Source organism: Streptomyces sp. P5F9, from assembly GCF_057961495.1.
In genome coordinates, this window is record NZ_JBXVPZ010000182.1 from 1 (window position 1) to 18,277 (window position 18,277).

The 18,277-nt window shown below is 68.6% G+C and carries 18 protein-coding genes; 6 read left to right on the forward strand and 12 right to left on the reverse strand.

Annotation, left to right across the window (positions count from 1 at the left end; genetic code table 11):
- On the forward strand, positions 1-959 hold a 959-nt coding region (locus tag AC31A1_RS26440; protein ID WP_489655721.1), incomplete at its 5' end, for a hypothetical protein.
- Positions 960-963: 4 nt separating this feature from the next.
- Here the strand turns inward: AC31A1_RS26440 and AC31A1_RS26445 are convergent.
- The 8 genes from AC31A1_RS26445 to AC31A1_RS26480 form a co-directional block, all read right to left on the reverse strand.
- Positions 964-1,575, reverse strand: coding sequence for a hypothetical protein (locus tag AC31A1_RS26445; RefSeq protein WP_489655722.1), 612 nt, complete (start codon positions 1,573-1,575; stop codon positions 964-966).
- Complete coding sequence (locus AC31A1_RS26450) at positions 1,562-3,100, reverse strand: vWA domain-containing protein (protein ID WP_489655723.1); 1,539 nt, start codon at positions 3,098-3,100, stop codon at positions 1,562-1,564. The genes AC31A1_RS26445 and AC31A1_RS26450 overlap by 14 nt, the downstream gene beginning before the upstream one ends.
- Positions 3,097-4,314 (reverse strand): toxic anion resistance protein, encoded by a 1,218-nt coding sequence (locus tag AC31A1_RS26455; RefSeq protein WP_489655724.1) that lies wholly within the window; start codon positions 4,312-4,314, stop codon positions 3,097-3,099. The genes AC31A1_RS26450 and AC31A1_RS26455 overlap by 4 nt, the downstream gene beginning before the upstream one ends.
- A 14-nt stretch (positions 4,315-4,328) precedes the next feature.
- Entirely contained in the window at positions 4,329-5,408 is a 1,080-nt protein-coding gene (locus AC31A1_RS26460; protein ID WP_489655725.1) for a hypothetical protein, read from the reverse strand.
- Between the two features lie 244 nt (positions 5,409-5,652).
- Positions 5,653-6,060: an SCO4983 family protein gene (locus AC31A1_RS26465; RefSeq protein ID WP_489655726.1), complete on the reverse strand. Its 408-nt coding sequence runs from the start codon at positions 6,058-6,060 to the stop codon at positions 5,653-5,655.
- A 132-nt stretch (positions 6,061-6,192) separates the two neighbouring features.
- The gene (locus tag AC31A1_RS26470) at positions 6,193-7,404 is read right to left on the reverse strand and encodes a pyridoxal phosphate-dependent aminotransferase (protein WP_489655727.1); all 1,212 of its coding nucleotides are present in this window, start codon (positions 7,402-7,404) and stop codon (positions 6,193-6,195) included.
- A 71-nt stretch (positions 7,405-7,475) separates the two neighbouring features.
- The gene (gene cyaB, locus AC31A1_RS26475; RefSeq protein ID WP_489655728.1) at positions 7,476-8,039 is read right to left on the reverse strand and encodes a class IV adenylate cyclase; all 564 of its coding nucleotides are present in this window, start codon (positions 8,037-8,039) and stop codon (positions 7,476-7,478) included.
- A gap of 18 nt (positions 8,040-8,057) precedes the next feature.
- Positions 8,058-8,855 carry a helix-turn-helix domain-containing protein gene (locus AC31A1_RS26480; RefSeq protein WP_489655729.1) on the reverse strand — a complete coding sequence of 266 codons (798 nt, stop codon included), beginning with the start codon at positions 8,853-8,855 and terminating at the stop codon, positions 8,058-8,060.
- Positions 8,856-9,255: 400 nt separating this feature from the next.
- On the opposite strand from AC31A1_RS26480, the gene AC31A1_RS26485 reads away from it, so the two are divergent.
- The gene (locus tag AC31A1_RS26485) at positions 9,256-9,525 is read left to right on the forward strand and encodes a DUF7848 domain-containing protein (RefSeq protein WP_489655730.1); all 270 of its coding nucleotides are present in this window, start codon (positions 9,256-9,258) and stop codon (positions 9,523-9,525) included.
- A 25-nt stretch (positions 9,526-9,550) separates the two neighbouring features.
- Here AC31A1_RS26485 and AC31A1_RS26490 read toward each other — a convergent pair whose 3' ends face one another.
- Together AC31A1_RS26490 and AC31A1_RS26495 are read right to left on the reverse strand one after the other, a co-directional pair.
- Complete coding sequence (locus AC31A1_RS26490; RefSeq protein WP_489655731.1) at positions 9,551-11,365, reverse strand: caspase, EACC1-associated type; 1,815 nt, start codon at positions 11,363-11,365, stop codon at positions 9,551-9,553.
- On the reverse strand, positions 11,362-11,793 hold the full coding sequence (locus AC31A1_RS26495) for a hypothetical protein (RefSeq protein ID WP_489655732.1): 432 nt from the start codon (positions 11,791-11,793) through the stop codon (positions 11,362-11,364). Before AC31A1_RS26495 ends, AC31A1_RS26490 begins: the two co-directional genes overlap by 4 nt.
- Before the next feature lie 186 nt (positions 11,794-11,979).
- Between AC31A1_RS26495 and AC31A1_RS26500 the strand changes: the two genes are divergently transcribed.
- Positions 11,980-12,816 (forward strand): trypsin-like serine peptidase, encoded by an 837-nt coding sequence (locus AC31A1_RS26500; RefSeq protein WP_489655733.1) that lies wholly within the window; start codon positions 11,980-11,982, stop codon positions 12,814-12,816.
- A 106-nt stretch (positions 12,817-12,922) separates the two neighbouring features.
- Here AC31A1_RS26500 and AC31A1_RS26505 read toward each other — a convergent pair whose 3' ends face one another.
- Both AC31A1_RS26505 and AC31A1_RS26510 read right to left on the reverse strand, forming a co-directional pair.
- Positions 12,923-14,518, reverse strand: a complete 1,596-nt coding sequence (locus AC31A1_RS26505; protein ID WP_489655734.1) for an N-acyl-D-amino-acid deacylase family protein — start codon at positions 14,516-14,518, stop codon at positions 12,923-12,925.
- Positions 14,519-14,550: 32 nt separating this feature from the next.
- The gene (locus AC31A1_RS26510; RefSeq protein WP_489655735.1) at positions 14,551-15,828 is read right to left on the reverse strand and encodes an amino acid deaminase; all 1,278 of its coding nucleotides are present in this window, start codon (positions 15,826-15,828) and stop codon (positions 14,551-14,553) included.
- Between the two features lie 137 nt (positions 15,829-15,965).
- Here AC31A1_RS26510 and AC31A1_RS26515 point away from each other — a divergent pair, with 137 nt between their 5' ends.
- Genes AC31A1_RS26515 through AC31A1_RS26525 form a run of 3 tightly spaced genes read left to right on the forward strand, consistent with a single transcriptional unit; the run spans position 15,966 to position 18,177 of the window.
- Positions 15,966-17,012, forward strand: a complete 1,047-nt coding sequence (locus tag AC31A1_RS26515) for a sugar kinase (protein WP_489655736.1) — start codon at positions 15,966-15,968, stop codon at positions 17,010-17,012.
- Positions 17,009-17,770, forward strand: a complete 762-nt coding sequence (locus tag AC31A1_RS26520) for an IclR family transcriptional regulator (RefSeq protein WP_366431326.1) — start codon at positions 17,009-17,011, stop codon at positions 17,768-17,770. The genes AC31A1_RS26515 and AC31A1_RS26520 overlap by 4 nt, the downstream gene beginning before the upstream one ends.
- Positions 17,767-18,177, forward strand: a complete 411-nt coding sequence (locus AC31A1_RS26525) for a RidA family protein (protein ID WP_489655737.1) — start codon at positions 17,767-17,769, stop codon at positions 18,175-18,177. Before AC31A1_RS26520 ends, AC31A1_RS26525 begins: the two co-directional genes overlap by 4 nt.
- The last annotated feature ends 100 nt before the right edge of the window (positions 18,178-18,277 follow it).

Here is an 18,277-nt window from a genome sequence, read left to right on the forward strand (position 1 = left end):
CCACCGACGCCAACCAGCCCCCCGAACTCGCCTGGCCCACCGCCATCGCCCGCAGCCCCGAGGGCGAGTTCCTCGGCTACGCCATGCGCCGCTTCGGCGAACCCCAACACGTCCAGCTGGTAGGCCTGTTCACCCGCGCCCAGCGCCTCCGCCTGTTCGGCGACCGCGCCGACTGGCGCTTCCTGCTCGGCGTCGCCTGGAACCTCGCCTTCATGACCGCCCGCATGCACTACGACCAGCTCGTCATCGGCGACTTCTCCAGCAGCAACGTCGTCGTCGACGCCAACGGCTTCGTCACGTTCCTCGACTGCGACTCCATCGCCTTCACCGACCCGGTCACCGGCGAGCCCTTCCCCTGCCTGATGCACACCACCGACTACTCCTCACCGGAACGCCAGTCGGGCGCCGCGGCCACCGAGGAGAGCGACAACTTCGCGCTGGCGGTGCTCATTTACCAGCTCCTCACGGCCGGCAACCACCCCTTCGGCGGCGTCCCGCACGAGAGCACCCCCGAGTCGACGGTCAAGGACAACATCGCCGCGAGCGTCTCCTACGTCGTCCGCCCCGAGGCGGTCGTCATCCCCCGCGGCACCGTCGACCCCTCGGTCCTCCCGCCCGGCCTCCTGACCCTGGCCCACACGGCGTTCGGCGCGGGCGTCCACGCCCCCTCCGCCCGTCCCACCCCGGAAGTCTGGCTGCGCGCCCTGGACCAGGAGCGCTCCCGCGTCCAGGTCTGCCCGCAACGCCCCCTGCACTCCTACGGCTCCCACCTCCCGACCTGCCCGTGGTGCACGCGGGCCGCGGTGACGGGACACGACGTGTTCAACCTGCCGGTACGGCCACCCGTGCCGGTACCGCCACCGCCGGGCGACGCGCAGGGCTCCCGGTTCGGCCCCCTGAAGGTGGTGGGCGTGGTGCTCGTACTCGTCCTGCTGATCGTCCTGATCGGGGTGCTCTGAGACTTCAGCCGTTCTGCGAACGCCCCCGGTCCTCCAGATACCGCGTGTGCGACTCCTGCCGCCGCGCCTCCACCTCACGCAGGCCGGCCGCCAACCCCCGCGCCTCCTCCTGAAGCACCGTCAACTGCCGTTCCAGATGCCGCTCCGGGGGCTCCGTACCGGGCGCCAACCGCGTCCACCACCGCGTCCGTACGAACGTGTCGACCGCCTCCGGTACGTCCTGCCGGATCGCCCGCGACAGGATGTGCACGCCCTCCGGGTCCTGCGCGAGGTCGTGCGTGACCTGCGGATCGAGGAGCCCGGCGAGGAGCTGGTTCAGCTCGGTGAGCCGGCCCGCCGCGGCGGGCGGGAGTCCGATGCCGGTGAGGTAGCCGCCGAGCTTCTCGAAGTCGTCCCGCAGTTCCTCCAGTTGGGCCGACGGGTCCGGGAACTCGGGCGGCGCCGGACGCTCCGGCGGGGCGATCAGCGCACCCGCGCCGTACAGACCGACGACCACGGCCGGCCAGTACGGCCCGGCCACGCCCACGAACGTCAGCACCAGCCCGACGAGTCCGCACGCGCTGCCGGTGAGGTTCTTGCGGGACTCCAAGTAGCCCAGGAACCTACTGGTAGCCACGGATCTCCTCGAAGGCGCCGTCCAGCGAGCCCTGTTGGGCGTCGAAGAGCCGGCCGCCGGTCAGGTCGGCGATGTGCTGGAGCTCCGCCTTGTCCGAGTCGCCGAAGAGGATGGGGAAGACGGGTATGTCCCGCTGGGTGGTGGGGAGTTGCCGGTAGAAGCCGTCGAACTCCTTCGCCTTGGCGCCGGTCGTGTTCTCGCCGTCCGTCATCAGCACGATCGAGGTGAACGTGTCGCCGCCGGTGCCGAGATGCTCGTACGCCTTCTCCAGCGAGGTGTAGATCGCGGTGTTCCCGTCGGCGCTGAGCGACTTGGTGTCCGCGCGGATGGCATCCAGCCCGGCCTGCGGATCACTCGGGCTCACCACATGCGTCCGCACGCTCTTCACGGCCGACCCGAACGGCATCAGCGTGACCTCCTCGCGCTGCCGGAAGTCACCGGTCAGATCGGTGAGGGCCTTCTTCAGCCGGGACAGCCGGTCGCCTTCCATCGAGCCCGAGGTGTCCAGCGCGTACACGGTCCGCGACGGCCGGCGCAGCTTGTTCTCGTACGAGTCGAGGAGGCCGTCGGCGACGGACTGGCTGCCGGGGAACGGGAGTTCACGCCGTCGGCTGGTGTCCAGGCCGGACGCGGGCGGTACGGAGGCGACGACCGGGCGGCGGTGCGTGCGGGTGGTGATCAGCTTCTGGAGGGCGTCCGTGCGCAGGTCCGCCGTCACGCGCCGGACGTTCTCGCGGGTCGTGGCGTCCGTCGAGGCGAGGGACGTCAACGGGTAGTCGGCGGTGACGACTCCGTCGCTCGGGCGGATCACGGTCAGGCCCGGGATGCCCTTGAGGACGGACTCGTAGTTGAGCAACGCGTCCACGTCTCCCCGGCGTTGATAGGCGGTCGCCAGCCAGCCCGAGGAACCCGACGTCAGTTTCTGCCCCTTGAAGAACTCCTTCAGCCGGGGAGCCGCCTTGGTGACGTCCGCGTCGGTGAGCGCCGACTGGGCGTCGGAGAGGGCGGAGGCGACCGAGACGAGCGTCGAGAAACCGGAGTTGGAGCGGGCCGGGTCCGTCATGCCGTAGGTCAACTTGCCGTCCTGGACGGCCTGTTCGATCTGCGACCAGGTGACCTTGTCTGGCGTCCAGCCCAATGCCGTGACGGTGGCCGTCTTCACACCGATCGCGACCGGGCTCGACATGATCGGGGTCTCCGAGACGACCTTCTTCGCCGCGTCGGGCCGTAGCCGCAGATAGTCGTTCGAGGACAGCCACAGGGCGTCGTACTGACCGTCGGCCTTGCCCTTCGCCAGCAGGTCCACCGCGTCGAGGGTGCCCATGTAGGTGGGGCGGATCGTGATGCCGGTGTCCTTGCTGACCTGGTCGAACACCGGGGTCATGTCGCTGAGTTCGCTGGAGGCGAGGACGCGGAGGGTGCCGGGCTTGGGGGCGTTGTCGGTCTCGGCCTTCGTGTCATGGGCCGACGTGCAGGCGGTGAGCAGCGCGGCCGTGCCGAGGGCGAGCGCGAGGAGACGTCTCATCCGAGCCCGCCTTCCAGGGCGCTCTGCGACCGGCTGCGCTCCAAGTACGTGCTGGCGTGCTGGAGTTCGGACGTCAGGGACTCCACGGTCGCGGCCATCACCTCGGTCGCCCGGACCTTGTAGGTGTCGATGGCGTCGAGCGTGCGGTAGATCTGCTGGAAGGCCGTGCGCAGCGTCTCCGCGCCCACCGCCGGGTCGGCCGCGATGCGCTGGATCTCGCCGCTCTGCGTGGAGAGCATCTCGGCGTTGCCCCGGATGAGGTCCTCGGTCGTACCGCGCAGGGCGTTGACCTGATCGACGACCTTGCGCTGGTTGTCGAGCGCGGAGGCGAGCATGACGGAGATCCGGAGGGCGGAGACGGTGGTCGTGGCAGCCCGGTCGACCCCCTTGATCAGCTCGTCGTTGTTGCGCCGTACGACGTCCATCGCCAAGTAGCCCTGGGCGCACACCGCGAGCTGGGTCAGCAGGTCCTGGTGCTTCTGCCGGACCGGGAAGAGGACGTCCGCGCGCAGGGTGTCGGCCTGGCTCGGGTCGGCGGCCTCGACGCCGGTGATGTGCTGCTCGACGGCCGTGTCGAGGGCCTGGGTGAGGACGACGTACTCCTGCAGCTTGCCCATGGTCTCCCAGAGGCGGACCCGCTCGGTCTGCAACGCCGCGTTGTCGCGCCGGAGTTCGTCCTGACCGCCGCGGAGAGAACCCACGATCTTGTTGAGAGTCCCCTGCGCGGAGGCGTACTTGGCGACGTGGTCGCGCAGCTTGTTGCCGCCCGGGAGCCGGGACAGGAACTTCCGCCCCTTGGACGCGGGCAGGTCGCGCGGGTCCAAGTCCTCGACCACGCGCCGGAGTTCGACGAGCGAGCCCGCCACCTGCGACTGAGCGTCCCCGCCCTTCGACGGTAGGCTCCGCACGGTCCGCTCCAGCATCCGGTTGGACTGCGCGGTCGCGGTGCGCATCTCACCGGCGCCGAGCGCGCTGATCTCCCCGACCTTGCCCGCGAATTCGGGCGACCGGGCGTCCAGCGAGGCGAGCCCCTCGACGTAGGCGGCGGCCTTCTGAGCCATGTCCGTACGGACACTCTCGTCCACGGGCACGAGCCCGCCGGCCTTCTCCTTCGGCACCGGCGCGACGGCCTCCGGCGGGGTGAGGGTGAAGACGTCGTCCCCGCTCTGGGTGTGCTGACTGCTGTTCTGGCTGGTGTTGAAACTGCTGCTCATATGGTTCCCCCCGTTCAACCGCGCGCCCGGCGCGCCATGTCGTGCAGCACCGTCGAGGTGGGCACGGGCGCCTGCCGGACGCCGGTCAGCGTCTGGTTGAGATAGCTGGAGTGGGCGGCGGTGGCCGCGACGAACTCGGCGGTGTCACCCTGCGGCCGGAACCCGTGCCGTACGGCGAGCCTGCGCAACGTCGGGTCGGTGGTGAGGAGTTGACCCAGCTCACGGCCCTCCGGAGTGAGCGGCACGACGGTGTGGTCGCTGTTGGCCGTGGTGTCCGGGTAGAGCACGACGAGGTCGCCGACGGGCTGCTTGTCGAGGAGCAGCGACGCCACCTGCGACTCGTACACGAGGACCAGCGGATTGCCGGCGCCGCTGATGAAATCCCTGAACGGCGCGTCCGAGCTGGACTGTTGGGCACCCTGCACGCTGATCAGCTTGTGCATCAGGGGTGCGGTGCGATCCACATCGGCGCCACTGGCCGCCACCCGCCCGCCGCCTGCGACGTAGGAGGCGGCGGCGAGGTACAGAGCACCCGAGTTGGAGGTCTCGGGATCGGTGGTGGCGATGTAGAGGGTGCCGGTCAACTCCCCGTGTTTGTCGGCCCCTTTGAGCTGCTGCCAGGTGAGATCCCGCTTGGCGGCATCGAGATAGGCGCCCATCTTCAGCGTGCCGCGATCCTGGCTCTTGTCCAGCGTGGCGAGCCCGTTGTCCGCGAGCACCTGGGCGGCGCCGCGGTGGGCCACGACGACGAGCGGCGAGTAGAAGGGCCGCGGCAACGGCTGCCGCACCTGGTACTTGTCGGCGAGCGCGTCGGCCGGCGCCTGACTGGAGGGGAAGGCGAAGTCGTACCCCTTGAGGTCGAGCCCCTCCATGGCCCAGGACCCGGAGGTCTCCGTCTTCACGGTGAAGCCCTTGGCGGCGAGGGCCTTCACCACATCGGGATCGGCGAAGAAGTCCGCCTTCTCCGAACCGATCACACCACGCACGGTCTTCGTTGCCGTGCCCTTGTCCCCGTTGTCCCGGCCCGCTACGACGGCTGCCACCACGCCACCGATCAGCAACACCGCAAGGACGATTCCCGCGATACGTCTCACGAGGGGCAGCGTGCTCGCGGAACCCAACATTCCCCGAGGAAAGGGATGAACGGAGAGTGTCGGACGGGTCCCGGATCAACACGCTTGGTTTTTAGGGGCGCGGGGCTGTATCGATATGCGGCTCCGCCGCGCGGGCGCGACCAGCCACGACGGGCGCGCACCCGTGGGTTTTTAGGGGCGCGGGGAACTGCGCGACCAGCCACAGCGGACGCGCACTCGCAAGACAGCAGAACCCCTACGGCGATTAGGCGACCACAGTCACCGCATGCGCATCCATCCGCTCGGCAGACAAAATCGCCGCCGCAGTATCCGCCCGGGACGCAGCGACAACCAACGCCCGCCCGGCGAGAGCGTGCGCCCGCTGATGCAGCGCATCCAACCGCGTCGTAGAAGAAGCGGCCGCAGCCACACCCGCCCGGCTCGGCGAAGCCCCACGCAACCGAGTCAACTGCCCGGCAAGCCTCTCCGCAGCCACGTCCAACTCGGAGGACGGCTCCAGCGCCCGCAGTTCATCAGTCACAGCAAGCAGCGCGGCGAGATGCCCCGCAAGCTGAATGTCCAGCTCCTCCTCACGCGACCGGTGCGGAAAGTCGGGAGAAGGGGTGCGGGCCACCGTGCTGTGGACCGACTTCGTGCGGATCGGTTCGTACATGGCATGGTCTCCTGTGCTCAGACAGGAAACCATCCTAGCTTAGATCTCGTCTAAAGTTGTGCTGGCCGAAAATCTGGCCGAAAGAACCCCAAGAAATCCGCCCCGTGAGGTTTACGGCGGCTCCACCACCGTTTACGGCTGGCTGTACCCGTCCAGGAAGTTCCCGATCCGCGTCACCGCGTCCCGCAGATCCCCGACCGACGGCAGCGTCACGACCCGGAAGTGATCGGGCTCGGACCAGTTGAACCCGGTGCCGTGGACGACCATGATCTTCTCCTGGCGCAGCAGGTCGAGCACCATCTGCCGGTCGTCCTTGACCTTGAACACCTGCGGATCGAGCCGCGGGAACAGATACAGCGCGCCCTTCGGCTTCACGCAGGTCACACCCGGAATCTGGGTCAGCAGGTCGTACGCGACATCCCGCTGCTCCTTCAGCCGGCCACCCGGAAGCACCAGGTCGTTGATGGTCTGCCGCCCGCTGAGCGCGGCGACGACCCCGTGCTGCCCGGGCATGTTCGCGCAGAGCCGCATGTTGGCCAGGATCGTCAGACCCTCGATGTAGGAGTCGGCGTGCGCGCGCGGCCCCGAGATCGACATCCACCCGACCCGGTATCCGGCCACCCGGTACGCCTTCGACATCCCGTTGAAGGTGAGGGTGAGCAGATCCGGGGCGACCTTAGCGGTCGGGGTGTGCGTGGCGCCGTCGTAGAGGATCTTGTCGTAGATCTCGTCGGAGCAGACGAGCAGGTTGTGGCGGCGGGCGATGTCGGTGAGGCCCTTGATCATCTCCTCGTCGTACACCGCGCCGGTCGGGTTGTTCGGGTTGATGATGACGATCGCCTTGGTGCGGTCGCTGACCTTCCGCTCCACGTCGGCGAGGTCGGGCATCCAGTCGGACTGCTCGTCGCAGCGGTAGTGGACGGCGGTCCCGCCGGAGAGCGAGACGGCGGCGGTCCACAGCGGGTAGTCCGGCGACGGTACGAGGACCTCGTCGCCGTCGTCGAGCAGCCCCTGCATCGCCATGACGATCAGCTCGGAGACGCCGTTGCCGATGAAGACGTGCTCCACGTCCGTCTCGATGCCCAGGGTCTGGTTGTGCATCACGACCGCGCGGCGGGCGGCCAGCAGCCCCTTCGCGTCGCCGTACCCGTGCGCCGACGACACGTTCCGGAGGATGTCCTCCAGGATCTCGGGCGGGCACTCGAACCCGAACGCGGCCGGGTTCCCGGTGTTCAGCTTGAGGATGCGGTGCCCGGCCGCTTCCAGACGCATTGCCTCTTCGAGAACCGGGCCCCGGATCTCGTAACAGACGTTGGAGAGCTTGGTCGACTGGATCACCTGCATGTCGGTGAGCTTACGGCGCGGTAACGAGACTTGGCTCGTGCTTTCCGCCACATGAGACGCGTCGATCGGCTCTAGGACGCACTCCTCCGCTGTGAGGACACGGCGCCGGTGTAGGTCTCCCGCGTCAGTTCCTCAGGCCCGATTCCGAGATCGACGAGTACTGCGCGGACATCGTCCAGAGCAGCGCTCACCTGGTCTTCATCGACGAGTGTTTCGACTTCCAGGAAGGTTCCCTGGATCTCCGGTACACGCACGAGGGTGGCGAGCATCTGCCGACCGTGTGCCTCGAAGGCGTAGTTCCGGCACTGCTTTTCGAACGCGATCACTGGTACGTATCCCAGCCCCCGCAGGATGGCGTGTGCGGACTGGGAGTCGTCAACGCGCGTTTCGTGCTCGGGCTTCGAGCCGGAGCCCTCGTCGACCGTCGCGTCCTTGAACGTCAGAACTGTCTCCTGCCCGTGTGCACCGTAGACAGTTCGAACTCGCAGCTCTTGGTCCTGCCGCTCCAACGCTCCGTCCGGGCGGTCGTAGTAGGTGTCCTGATACACCTCAATGCGTGCCGTTGCCCGCTCGTCCAGACGGCGCGTGACCACTTCGGGTGCGTGGACGTTCGCCTTCAACTCTGCCTCGATCACGGGCCGTTCCCCTTCCGATCAGACCGTGCGCTCTGCGCCGTCGATGATCGCCTCGAACATCCTGCGGAACCCACGGAAGAAGGGCCCGTCCGGTGTCTCCATAACCTTGTACGTCGCGCTTTCGTGCCCTTCCCACCCCGAGTCGAAGGCGCTGACGAACATGGTGGAGTCAGTGCGGATCAGCCGCCAAGTGGGCAGCATGCGATATCGGTATGCCTCTACGTCGCAGGAGTCGGCGCGTAGTTCGCGCAGCCGTGCCTCAGCCAGTCGTACGCCACCGGCGAGGGATTCGGCTGACTCCCCGATCTCGGCTGCGCGCTGGGCCAGCGCCGGGCTTTCTGGATCCAGCAGCAGGACGCGGACGCGGAGCCCCGTACCTCCCTGCTCGCGCGGCAGACAGGTGCGGAGAAGCGAGTCATTGAGCCCGATCAGTCCAAGGCCACGCACAGCCAGGACGTCCAGCTCTTGAGCTTCCCGGGCCTGCTGCCGAATCTCCTCCGCTGCGGAGTTCTGTGCCGCGTAGACGCGGACGACTTCGGGAAAGGCAGCAAGCTCGAAGGCCGTTCCCCCTGAGCGTTTCTCGCGGCTCGCGGCAAGTCCCATCAGGTGGCGTGCGGCGTCGGGCATGTGAAGGCCACCGGCGATGCGTTCGTACACGTCGAGACGGGTCACCTCGCGCCGGCCGTTGATGATCTCGTTGACACGGGCCTGCGTCATTCCGACTGCTGTTGCGATACGGGCCTGACTGGCACCGGCATGCTGCTGCACGTGTCGGAAGACGGCACCCATATCCCGGGCGCGCAGCGCTTCACGCACTGCTGCGTGCTCCCAAGCCGAGTCGGGTAGCCGAATCGGTTCCAATGCGATCGACACGGTGGTCCCCACTGTCCAGGTATGCGACTGGAAGTTATCTCACGGTGAGATTACCGGTAGGGGATCGATAGGACACTACGAGTCACGACACCCTGGCGGACAAAGGCCAGGGTGGAGGTACAGGGATGGCGCTGGAGCGGACATTGAGAGATCCCGTTGAGCTGACGGACCCATTGGCTTTGGGGGAGCCGAAGCCGTCCCCCGGGTGTGATGTGTGCGGCGCTCTGCTGAAGCAGTGGAAGCAGGCAAAGGAGGTGGGAAGCCCGGCACACGACTTGTCGCATGCGACGGACCTTGCCGTCGAAATCAGGCGTCACCCGCACCCACGGAAGAAGGCAGGCACGTGACGGCAGATCCGTTTCCTGTCGCCGGTATCCGGAGCGAGTTGGACGCGGCCCCGTCCAGAAGCTGGGTCGAGTGCGTCAGCTGTGTCGAGTCCAAGTCCCTAATCGACGACAGCGACCCACTTGAGTGGCCGGACAAGCATGCGGAGACCTATCCGGGCCACGACAGGTACCGGGTCGTCCGGCAGACGAACTTCCGTGTCGTACCGTCCTCGACGGCATGGGTGAAGTCGAGTGCAGTGCACTCCTGGGGCGAGGAACACGGCTGATCGCTGAGAGGCGAGGTTTCGCCTTTCACGCCGGGCGGGTCGGCAAGCCGCGGAGGTCGCCGCGGAAGTCCGTGACGTAGAGCATGCCCGGGGCGACTGCCGGGCAGCCCTCCGCGTCCTCGCCGACCAGGATCTCGTGCGAGCGGAGCCTACGGCCGTCCTGCAACCGCCAAGCGGTCAACAGGCCTGCGCGGTCGGCGGTGTACAGGGTGCCGCCCTGGACGACGGGCCGGGTCAGGAGACGGCCCCGGGTCCGCTTCTCCCACCGCGTCTCGCCGGTGCTCGTGTCGCGGGCGATGAGCCGCTGGTCCCTGTCCCCAAGCACGAGCAGACCCTCCGCCGCTGCCGGGGCGGCGGAGGGTTCGGCCGGCAGGTCGCGCGTCCACAGGGTCGTGTCAGCTGTCGGATCGAGCGTGATGAGTTGACTCGGCCCAGACTCGGTCGGTCGCAGCAGATGGACGCCCTGTTCGGTGACCGCCCACTCGGGGGACATCGGACCCTTGGCCGTATAGATCCACTGCAGTTGGCCGCGAGCTGCGTCGACCGACGCGACCTGTTCGGCTCCGTTCCTGTCCCTGACTCTGACGATCGCGTTGCCCTTGGACACCGCGGGCGCCTGGGTGACAGCCAGATCGTGGAGTTGGAGCGGTGGCCAGAGCTCGTCGTCAGTCACCAGATCCACGGCATACAAGTGGCCGAGCGGCGTCTGCGCGTACAGCACGTCACCGCAGATCCACAGCCGACCGGGTGCGAGCGTCAGCGGTCGGCAATGGCGCGGTCGTCCTGTCCGCAGGTCGGCCGCTTGAAGACGGCCGCCCTTGCCTGTGAAGTACATGGTGCCCCCGTGAAACGCGGGTTCGCCGGGATACTTCAGCTCGATCATGATGTGGCGGTCGTGGGTGGCTGCGTCGACCACCCACAGCCGCCGCTTCTCCCGCACGACGAGCACCTCGTCAGATAGGACGGGCTGGCACGCGGGGCCGAGAGCGGCACGTGCCTGCCAGCGCTGTCTTGGAGGGCCTTCCGAGACAGCCGGGCGCGGGACCCGCTTCTCGCGCGGCGTCTTCGACTTGGGCTTCGGCTTCACCCTGGCCAGCGGGATGTCGTTCTGCATCTCGCCGCCGAACCGCGGGTTCTGGTCGACCCCGTCCTCGTGCAGTCGTTGGCAGACGTAGTCGTACAACTCTCGTACGGCGATGAGGCCGTCGCCGTCTCGATCGGCGGCGCCGGTGCGCAGGCCGTCGATGAGGGGGCCGGTGAAACGCGAGGGGGCTGGTCTTGCCGGATCGATGTGATCGCCCTCATAGGCCTGCTGGGTCCTGTTGCCCGCGGTGATCACCACGCGGCCGCGCCCCTTCAGTGCTTCCTGGAACCCAGCCAGACCGTCGCCACCCTTGGCGCCGGGAAGGAAGCGTCCGCTGAAGCAGCAGTCAAGGATCACGACGATGCTGCGTGCCCAGCAGTCATCGATCAGTCCGCGGACGAAGGATGCCTCTATCGACGTGGAAGCGGGCCACTCGGGGTCGGTGGTGCCGACGGCGAAGTGGAGATTGCCGTTGCGGGGGTTGAGGATCCCGTGGCACGAGAGATATAGCAGCCGGACGTCGTCGGGCTCCGCTTGGCGGCCGAAGAACTCCTCCATCGCACGTTTCAGCGTGGTGAGATCGGCGTTCACCAGCTCCTGCACTTCGAAGCCGCCGATCTCCTTGTCGCGGAGTACTTCGGCCAGCCCGGCACAGTCCACCGCCGGGGAGTGGAGCGTGTCGAGGTCGGGATGGTCGTAGTGTCCTGTGCCGATTAGCAGGGCTCCGCGATGGCCTTCCGCGAATGCCAAAGTCATACGGCGGCCGGGCCCTGCGGCTGCTCGGGGGTGCCGTCACCCTCGCTGTCGTCACTCATGGCCTCGTCCTGCGCGAGGAACGCGTCGATCAGCCGCTCTCGCTCGGCGGCTGTGGCGTGCCCCAACTCGACGGTGCGGCCGTCGAGCTCGACCCGTACCGTACGCACCGGCCGGTTCTTCAGCCAGGTGTCGGTGAGTTGGAGGGCTTGGCGCAGGACGAAGGACGCGGCGGTGACCACGATGGTCCCAGTGGCGATCAACTCTCCGCTTTTGGAGCCCGGTGCGGAGACGCCCGCTGAGTGGTCCGATCGCAACTCGATCACATCGAGTTCGGCGAGGGACCGGCGCAACTGGCCCGCCAGCCACAGCAGTTCGTCCTCGTCCGTGTCGGGAAGCCCCAACAACTCCAGTCGTACAGTCCTGCTCATCGCCCCCGCAATCTCCGCTCCGTGCGCGGAACACTCTAGCGTCGCGTCCTCCCGCGCCGGGTTCACGCCAACCCCCGTCCTGAAACCGCTCCTTGCCCCCACCCCCCTCAACGATCACAATGCCCATGACAAAAAGACGGCGGCCGGAAGATCTCCGGTCGTCTCGTCATAAGAGGGGACCCCCACATGAACAAGCCTCTCCTTGCCGCGCTCTCCACCCTGGCCATCGCCGGGGCGGGCGTGGCACCCGCGGTCGCCGCACCCCAGGTGGCGCCGAAGGCAGCCGCGGTGACCGTCGACTTCGCCGGTACCGTCTCGCTCAGCAACTGCTCCGGCTCGGTCATCCGCTTCCCGAACTCGACCGACACCGCTCCGGCGCTGGTCATGACCAACGGCCACTGCCTGGAGACCGGATTCCCGGCGGCCGGCCAGGTCATCACCGGGCAGTCCTCCAGCCGTACCTTCGGGCTGCTGAACTCGGCCGGCACCAAGGTCGCCACGCTCCGCGCCAACCAGGTCGTCTACTCGACGATGACCGACACGGATGTGACGATCTACCGCACCACCACCACGTACGCGGCGATCAAGAGCGCGTACGGCATCAGCCCGCTCACCGTGAGCGCCACGCATCCGACCGCCGGCACCGCGATCAAGGTCGTCTCCGGGTACTGGAAGACGATCTACAGCTGCAGCATCGACGGGTTCGTGTACCGGCTGAAGGAGGGCGACTGGACCTGGAAGGACTCGGTCCGTTACACCTCCGCGTGCAACACCATCGGTGGTACGTCGGGGTCTCCGGTGATCGACACCAGTACCGGGCAGGTTGTCGCGGTCAACAACACGGGGAACGAGGATGGCGAGACCTGCACCGAGAACAACCCCTGCGAGGTCTCGGAGAACGGCACGGTGACCGTCCGCGAGGGCATCAATTACGCCGAGGAGACCTACAACATCCCGGCCTGCTTCACTTCGGCGAACGTGCTTAGCCTGAGCGCGTCTGGTTGCACCCTGCCTAAGCCGTAGCGCTCCGCTGAGTGGGCCGTTTTTGTCTGCGGGTGCGTGGGGGCTGGTCGCGCCCACGCGGCGGAGCCGCATATGTCACAGCCCCGCGCCCCTTAACGGCAGGGTGTTATGGGGTGCGGCGGATTGATCTGCCCGGGAGTTCGGTTGTTCGGTGGCCGTCTTCGATCACGAAGCGGCCGTCGATCAGGACGTGGGGGATGCCGGTCGGCAGTTTGCGTGGCTCCTCGAAGGTCGAACCCGCCGCCACCGTCGCTGGGTTGAACAACACCAGATCCGCGCGGTAGCCCTCCTTGACCAGGCCCCGGTCCGGCAGGCGCAGGCGGGCTGCCGGGCGGGACGTCAGGTGGGCTACGCACTCCTCCAGGGACAGGAGTCCCAACTCCCGTACATAGTGGCCGAGATAGCGCGGGAACGTGCCGTACGCCCGCGGATGGGGCTTCGCGCCCTGGAGGATGCCGTCGGAGCCGCCCGTGTGGACGCGGTGCCGCATGATCTGCCGGACGTTCTCCTCGTGGCCCACGTGCTGGAGGATCGACGGGGCGAGCCGGTCGGCCAGGAGGAGGTGGCGGGCGGTGGTCCAGTTGTCGAGGCGGCCGCCTACGTACTCCGCCAGTTCGGGATTCTCGACCCCTGCGATCTCGATGGTGTCCCACTCCATCGGCACCCCGTGGCAGCCGTCCGAGCCGATCACCTCCAGGTGGTGGCGGATACGGTCGGCGGTCTCGTCGTCCGCCAGGCGTTTCAGGATCTCCTGGGGGCCGCCCTCGCTCGCCCAACTCGGCAGCATCGCCACGAGAGTTGTACAGCCGGGCGTGTAGGGGTAGGTGTCGAGGCTGATGTCCGCGCCGGTCGCCAGTGCCTCGTCCAGGAGAGACAGGAGCTCCGGCGCGCGGCCCTCGTTCACGCCGAAGTTCATGGTCGCGTGGGCCAGATGGAGGGAGCAGCCCGCCTCGCGGCTCAGCTCCACCATCTCCTCGTAGGCCTCCAGCGCGCCCGCGCCGTACGAGCGGTGGTGGGGGCAGTAGTAGCCGTCGTACGACGCCACCACCCGGCAGAGTTCGGTGAGTTCGGCGTCCTTGGCGTACATGCCGGGGGTGTAGGTGAGCCCGGACGACATGCCGACCGCGCCCTGTTCCATGCCCTCGGCGACCAACTGCCGCATCCGCTCCAGCTCTTGGGGCGTCGCCTCCCGGTCCTCCCAGCCGACGGCGAGCATCCGGACCGTGCCCTGCGGGATCAGGTAGGCCGCGTTGACCGCGATGCCCCGGCCCCCGAAAGCAGAGTCCAGCCGGTCCAAGTACTCGCCCACCGAACGCCAGTCGAAGTCGATGTCGTCGCCGTACCCGTTCCAGCCGGTGATCGCCCGGCGCACCTCCGCGAGCGTGCGGTCGTCGACGGGGGCGTACGACAGCCCGTCCTGGCCGATGACTTCGAGGGTCACCCCCTGCGCGGCCTTCGCGCTGTGGTCCGGGTCACGGAGCAGGGCGAGGTCGCTGTGGGCGTGCATGTCGATGAAACCGGGGGAGAGGACCAGTCCCTCGGCGTCCAACTCCCGCCGCGCCTTGGGGCGTTGACAGCCCGCCGCCGCGGCCTCCTGCACGATGGAGACGATCCGGCCGCCGTCCACGACCACATCCGCGCGGTACGACGGGCCGCCGGAGCCGTCCACGACGTCCGCGTCCCGGATGACGAGTTCCTCCATGCCGGTGCCTCCAGAGGGGTCTAGAAGGGCTCTCAGAAGAACGTACGGATGTAGTCGACGACCGTCCCGTCCGCCTCCGCCACCGGGATCAGCTGCCACTTGTCGAAGGACGTGCAGGGGTGGGACAGGCCCATCCCGATCCAGTCGCCCACCTCAAGGTCCGCCTCCGGGGCCGTCCGCAGCCAGGCGTGCTGGTCGGACAGGCCGGTGACCTCGATGCCGGTAGCCGGGCGCTCGGTGCCGTCCCGGCGGACGACCTGGGCGAGGGGGAGGTCGAGGTCGTAGGCCGCGTCCCGCTTGCCCGCGTTGGCGAAGGCCTGCTCGGGGGAGGGGCGGGAGACGACCTGTGCCCAGAGCCGGAACGCGGGTTCCAGGGCGCCCTCTTCGGGGATGCGGGTGAAGGGGGTGATCTCGCGGTAGTGGCCGTCGTCGTGCGAGACGTAGGCGCCCGAGCGCAGCAACTTCAGCGCGGGGAGCGAGAGTTCGGGCAGCTCGGCGAAGACGTCGGCCACCGCGTCGAACCAGGCGCTGCCACCCGCGCTGACGACGATCTCGTCAACTCCCTGGAAACGTCCGCCCTTGTCGAACTCCACGGCCAGGGAGGTCAGTCGCCGCAGCCACGCGTGCACCCGCTCCGGGTCGGCTTGGGGTACCTCGCCCTCGTACCCGGCGACTCCGACCAGCCGCAGTGTCCCTACGGCGGCCACCGCGTCCGCGACCGCCGCGCACTCCGCCTCCGTGCGCACGCCGGTGCGGGCGCCCTCGCCGGCGGCCAGTTCGACGACGACGTCCAGCGGGCGGGCGGCGCCGCGCAGGGCCGCGTCCATCAACTCGACGCCGCGCACGGAGTCGACGTAGCAGATGAGACGGAAGTCGTCGTCGGCGTCCAATTGGGAGGAGATCCACTTCAGGGCCGCCGGGTCGACCAGTTCGTTCGCCAGGAAGATGCGATCGATGCCGAACTCCCTTGCCACACGCACCTGGTGGGGGACCGCGAGGGTGATTCCCCAGGCGCCGTGGGCCAGTTGGCGGTGGAAGAGCTGGGGAGCCATGGAGGTCTTGCCGTGCGGGGCGAAGGCGAGGCCGTGGCGGGTCGCGTACGTCTCCATGAGGCGGAGGTTGTGGTCCAGGCGCTCGGCGGAGAGGGCGAGGACGGGGGTGGTGAAGCCGCCGGTGAAGAGGTTGCGGCGCTGGGCCGTCAGCTCGGTGACGGTGAGGCCGTCCGCGTCCGGGGGGAGGCCCTTGAAACGGTGGTCGACGCGTTCCCCGGCGAGCCGGGCGAGCGCTTCGGTACCGGTGTCGTGGACCATGAGGCCTCCCTGAGCTGGAGTGTTGCAATCTCTGCAACCTTCATTGCGTATATCGCTTACCGCTGTCTAACATCTCGCCCAACACCGGGTCAACGGAGCCGCCGCCCCGGCGTACCGGACGAGGAGCCATCACCATCGTGACCGCCGACGGACAGCCCACCGCCGCCCGTGACGTCGTGGACGTCGTAGCGCTGGGCGAGTCCATGGTCACGTTCCTACCCAGCCGGCCGGGCCGCCTCGCCGACGTGCCGTCCTTCGACCGCGCCATCGGCGGCGCCGAGTCGAATGTCGCCTGCGTGCTGGCGGCGGCCGGGCACACCGTCCGGTGGGTCAGCCGGGTCGGGGCCGACGGTTTCGGTGATCATCTCGTCGAGACGGTCGGCGGCTACGGCGTCGACGTGTCCGCCGTACGGCGTGATCCCGCGCGGCCGACCGGCATCTACTTCCGCACCGCCGGGGACCGGGCCACCGACGCGCACGAGGTGGCGTACTACCGGGCCGGTTCCGCGGCCTCCGCGATGGCCGTCGACACCGTGGACCTGGCCGCCGTACGGGCCGGGCGGGTGCTGCATCTGTCCGGGATCACCCCGATGCTGTCCGAGGACTGCCTCGGCCTGGTCCGTGAGCTGACCGCGATCCGCGCGCACCGCCCGCTGATCTCGTTCGACGTCAACCACCGTCCCGCGCTGGGGCGTTCGGCCGACGGGCCGAGCGTGCTGCTGGAGCTGGCGCGCGGCGCGGACCTCGTGTTCGTCGGGGAGGACGAGGCAGCCGAGGTCTGGGGGCTGGTCGGGGCCGATGCCGTACGGGACGCGTTCCCCGACCCCGAGACGCTCGTCGTCAAGCAAGGCGGACGCGGGGCCACCGTCTTCCACCGGGGCGACGCCACCTTCGTGCCCGCGCCGCACGTCGACGTCGTGGCCGCGGTCGGCGCCGGGGACGCCTTCGCCGCCGGGTTCCTCTCCGCGACCCTGCGGGGACTTCCCGTACGGGACCGGCTGAGGCACGGCCATCTCACGGCCGCCGCCGCCCTCACCGTCCCCGGCGACCTCACCGCGCCTCCCGTCCGCGACCACGCCGACCGGCTGGTCGCCCTGGACGAGCAGGCGTGGGGGAGACTTCGACTCGGCCCCGGCTGGACCGACGCCGCCGACTGGGCCGACGAGGAGGTATGCACACCATGAGTCAGACCGTCGACCGCGCGCTCAGCATCCTGCCGCTGCTCGCCGAGGGCCCCGCCGACCTCGGCCAGGTCGCCGAGCGTCTCGACGTCCACAAGTCGACGGCCCTGCGCCTCCTGCGCACCCTGCACGAACACGGCCTGGTCTACCGCCAGTCCGACCAGCGCTACCGCCTCGGCGCCCGCCTCATCGCCCTCGCCCAGGAGGCGATGGAGAACCTCGACATCCGCGAGATCGCCCACCCCCATCTCGTACGGCTGAACGAACAGTGCGGTCATACCGTCCACCTCGCGGTGTACGAGGAGAACGAGGTCCTCTACATCGACAAGGTGGAGAGCCGCTACCCGGTGCGCATGTACTCACGGATCGGGAAACCGGTCGCCATCACGGTCGCGGGCGTGGCGAAGCTGCTGCTCGCCGACCTCCCGGAGATCGAGCGCCGGGCCCTCGCCGACAAGCTCGAATACCCCATGTACACCGCCCGCTCCACCCCCAACGCCCCCGCTTTCCTACGGGAGTTGGAGAAGGTGCGGGAACAGGGCTGGGCCACCGACCTCGGCGGCCACGAAGAGTCCATCAACTGCGTCGCCGCGCCGATCCGGGGCGCCGACGGACGGGTGGCCGCCGCGATGTCGGTCTCCGCGCCCAACGTCGTCGTCACCGCCGACGAACTCCTCACCCTGCTCCCCTTGGTCCGTCGTACGGCGGACGCCATCAGTGGTGAGTACTCCGGCAGAACAACAACCAGGGATACCGAATGACCGACAAGATCGCGCTCACCCCCAAGACCCACACCGCCCCGCCCGCCAAGTTCTCGCACGGCGTCCGCAAGGGGAACATCCTCCAGGTCGCCGGCCAGGTCGGCTTCCTCCCCGCCGAGGAGGGCAGGCCGCCGACGCCGGCCGGGCCGACCCTGCGCGAGCAGACCCTCCAGACCCTCGCCAACGTCCAGGCGATCCTGGAGGAGGGCGGCGCGAGCTGGGAGGACGCGATGATGATCCGCGTCTATCTGACGGACGTGGACCACTTCGCCGAGATGAACGCGATCTACAACGAGTACTTCGAGGAGCAGGAGTTGAAGGCTCCTCCCGCCGCGCGCACGACGGTCTACGTCGGCCTGCCCGCGGGACTGCTCATCGAGATCGACGCGCTGGCCGTTCTGAGCTAGTACCGAGCCAGTACCGCCCCAACTCCCGCACACCGTACGACGGTTCGGCGCCCCGAAGGGTGCCGAACCGCGATCCCCCCTGCCCGAAAGCCCCATGTTC

Coding starts and splice junctions, on each gene's coding strand:
- AC31A1_RS26490 (WP_489655731.1), bottom strand. CDS start 11,365: ATGACTTTGGCATTCGCGGAAGGCCATCGCGGAGCCCTGCTAATCGGC.
- AC31A1_RS26450 (WP_489655723.1), bottom strand. CDS start 3,100: ATGAGACGTCTCCTCGCGCTCGCCCTCGGCACGGCCGCGCTGCTCACC.
- AC31A1_RS26465 (WP_489655726.1), bottom strand. CDS start 6,060: ATGTACGAACCGATCCGCACGAAGTCGGTCCACAGCACGGTGGCCCGC.
- AC31A1_RS26520 (WP_366431326.1), top strand. CDS start 17,009: ATGAGTCAGACCGTCGACCGCGCGCTCAGCATCCTGCCGCTGCTCGCC.
- AC31A1_RS26455 (WP_489655724.1), bottom strand. CDS start 4,314: ATGAGCAGCAGTTTCAACACCAGCCAGAACAGCAGTCAGCACACCCAG.
- AC31A1_RS26510 (WP_489655735.1), bottom strand. CDS start 15,828: ATGGTCCACGACACCGGTACCGAAGCGCTCGCCCGGCTCGCCGGGGAA.
- AC31A1_RS26525 (WP_489655737.1), top strand. CDS start 17,767: ATGACCGACAAGATCGCGCTCACCCCCAAGACCCACACCGCCCCGCCC.
- AC31A1_RS26470 (WP_489655727.1), bottom strand. CDS start 7,404: ATGCAGGTGATCCAGTCGACCAAGCTCTCCAACGTCTGTTACGAGATC.
- AC31A1_RS26495 (WP_489655732.1), bottom strand. CDS start 11,793: ATGAGCAGGACTGTACGACTGGAGTTGTTGGGGCTTCCCGACACGGAC.
- AC31A1_RS26500 (WP_489655733.1), top strand. CDS start 11,980: ATGAACAAGCCTCTCCTTGCCGCGCTCTCCACCCTGGCCATCGCCGGG.
- AC31A1_RS26505 (WP_489655734.1), bottom strand. CDS start 14,518: ATGGAGGAACTCGTCATCCGGGACGCGGACGTCGTGGACGGCTCCGGC.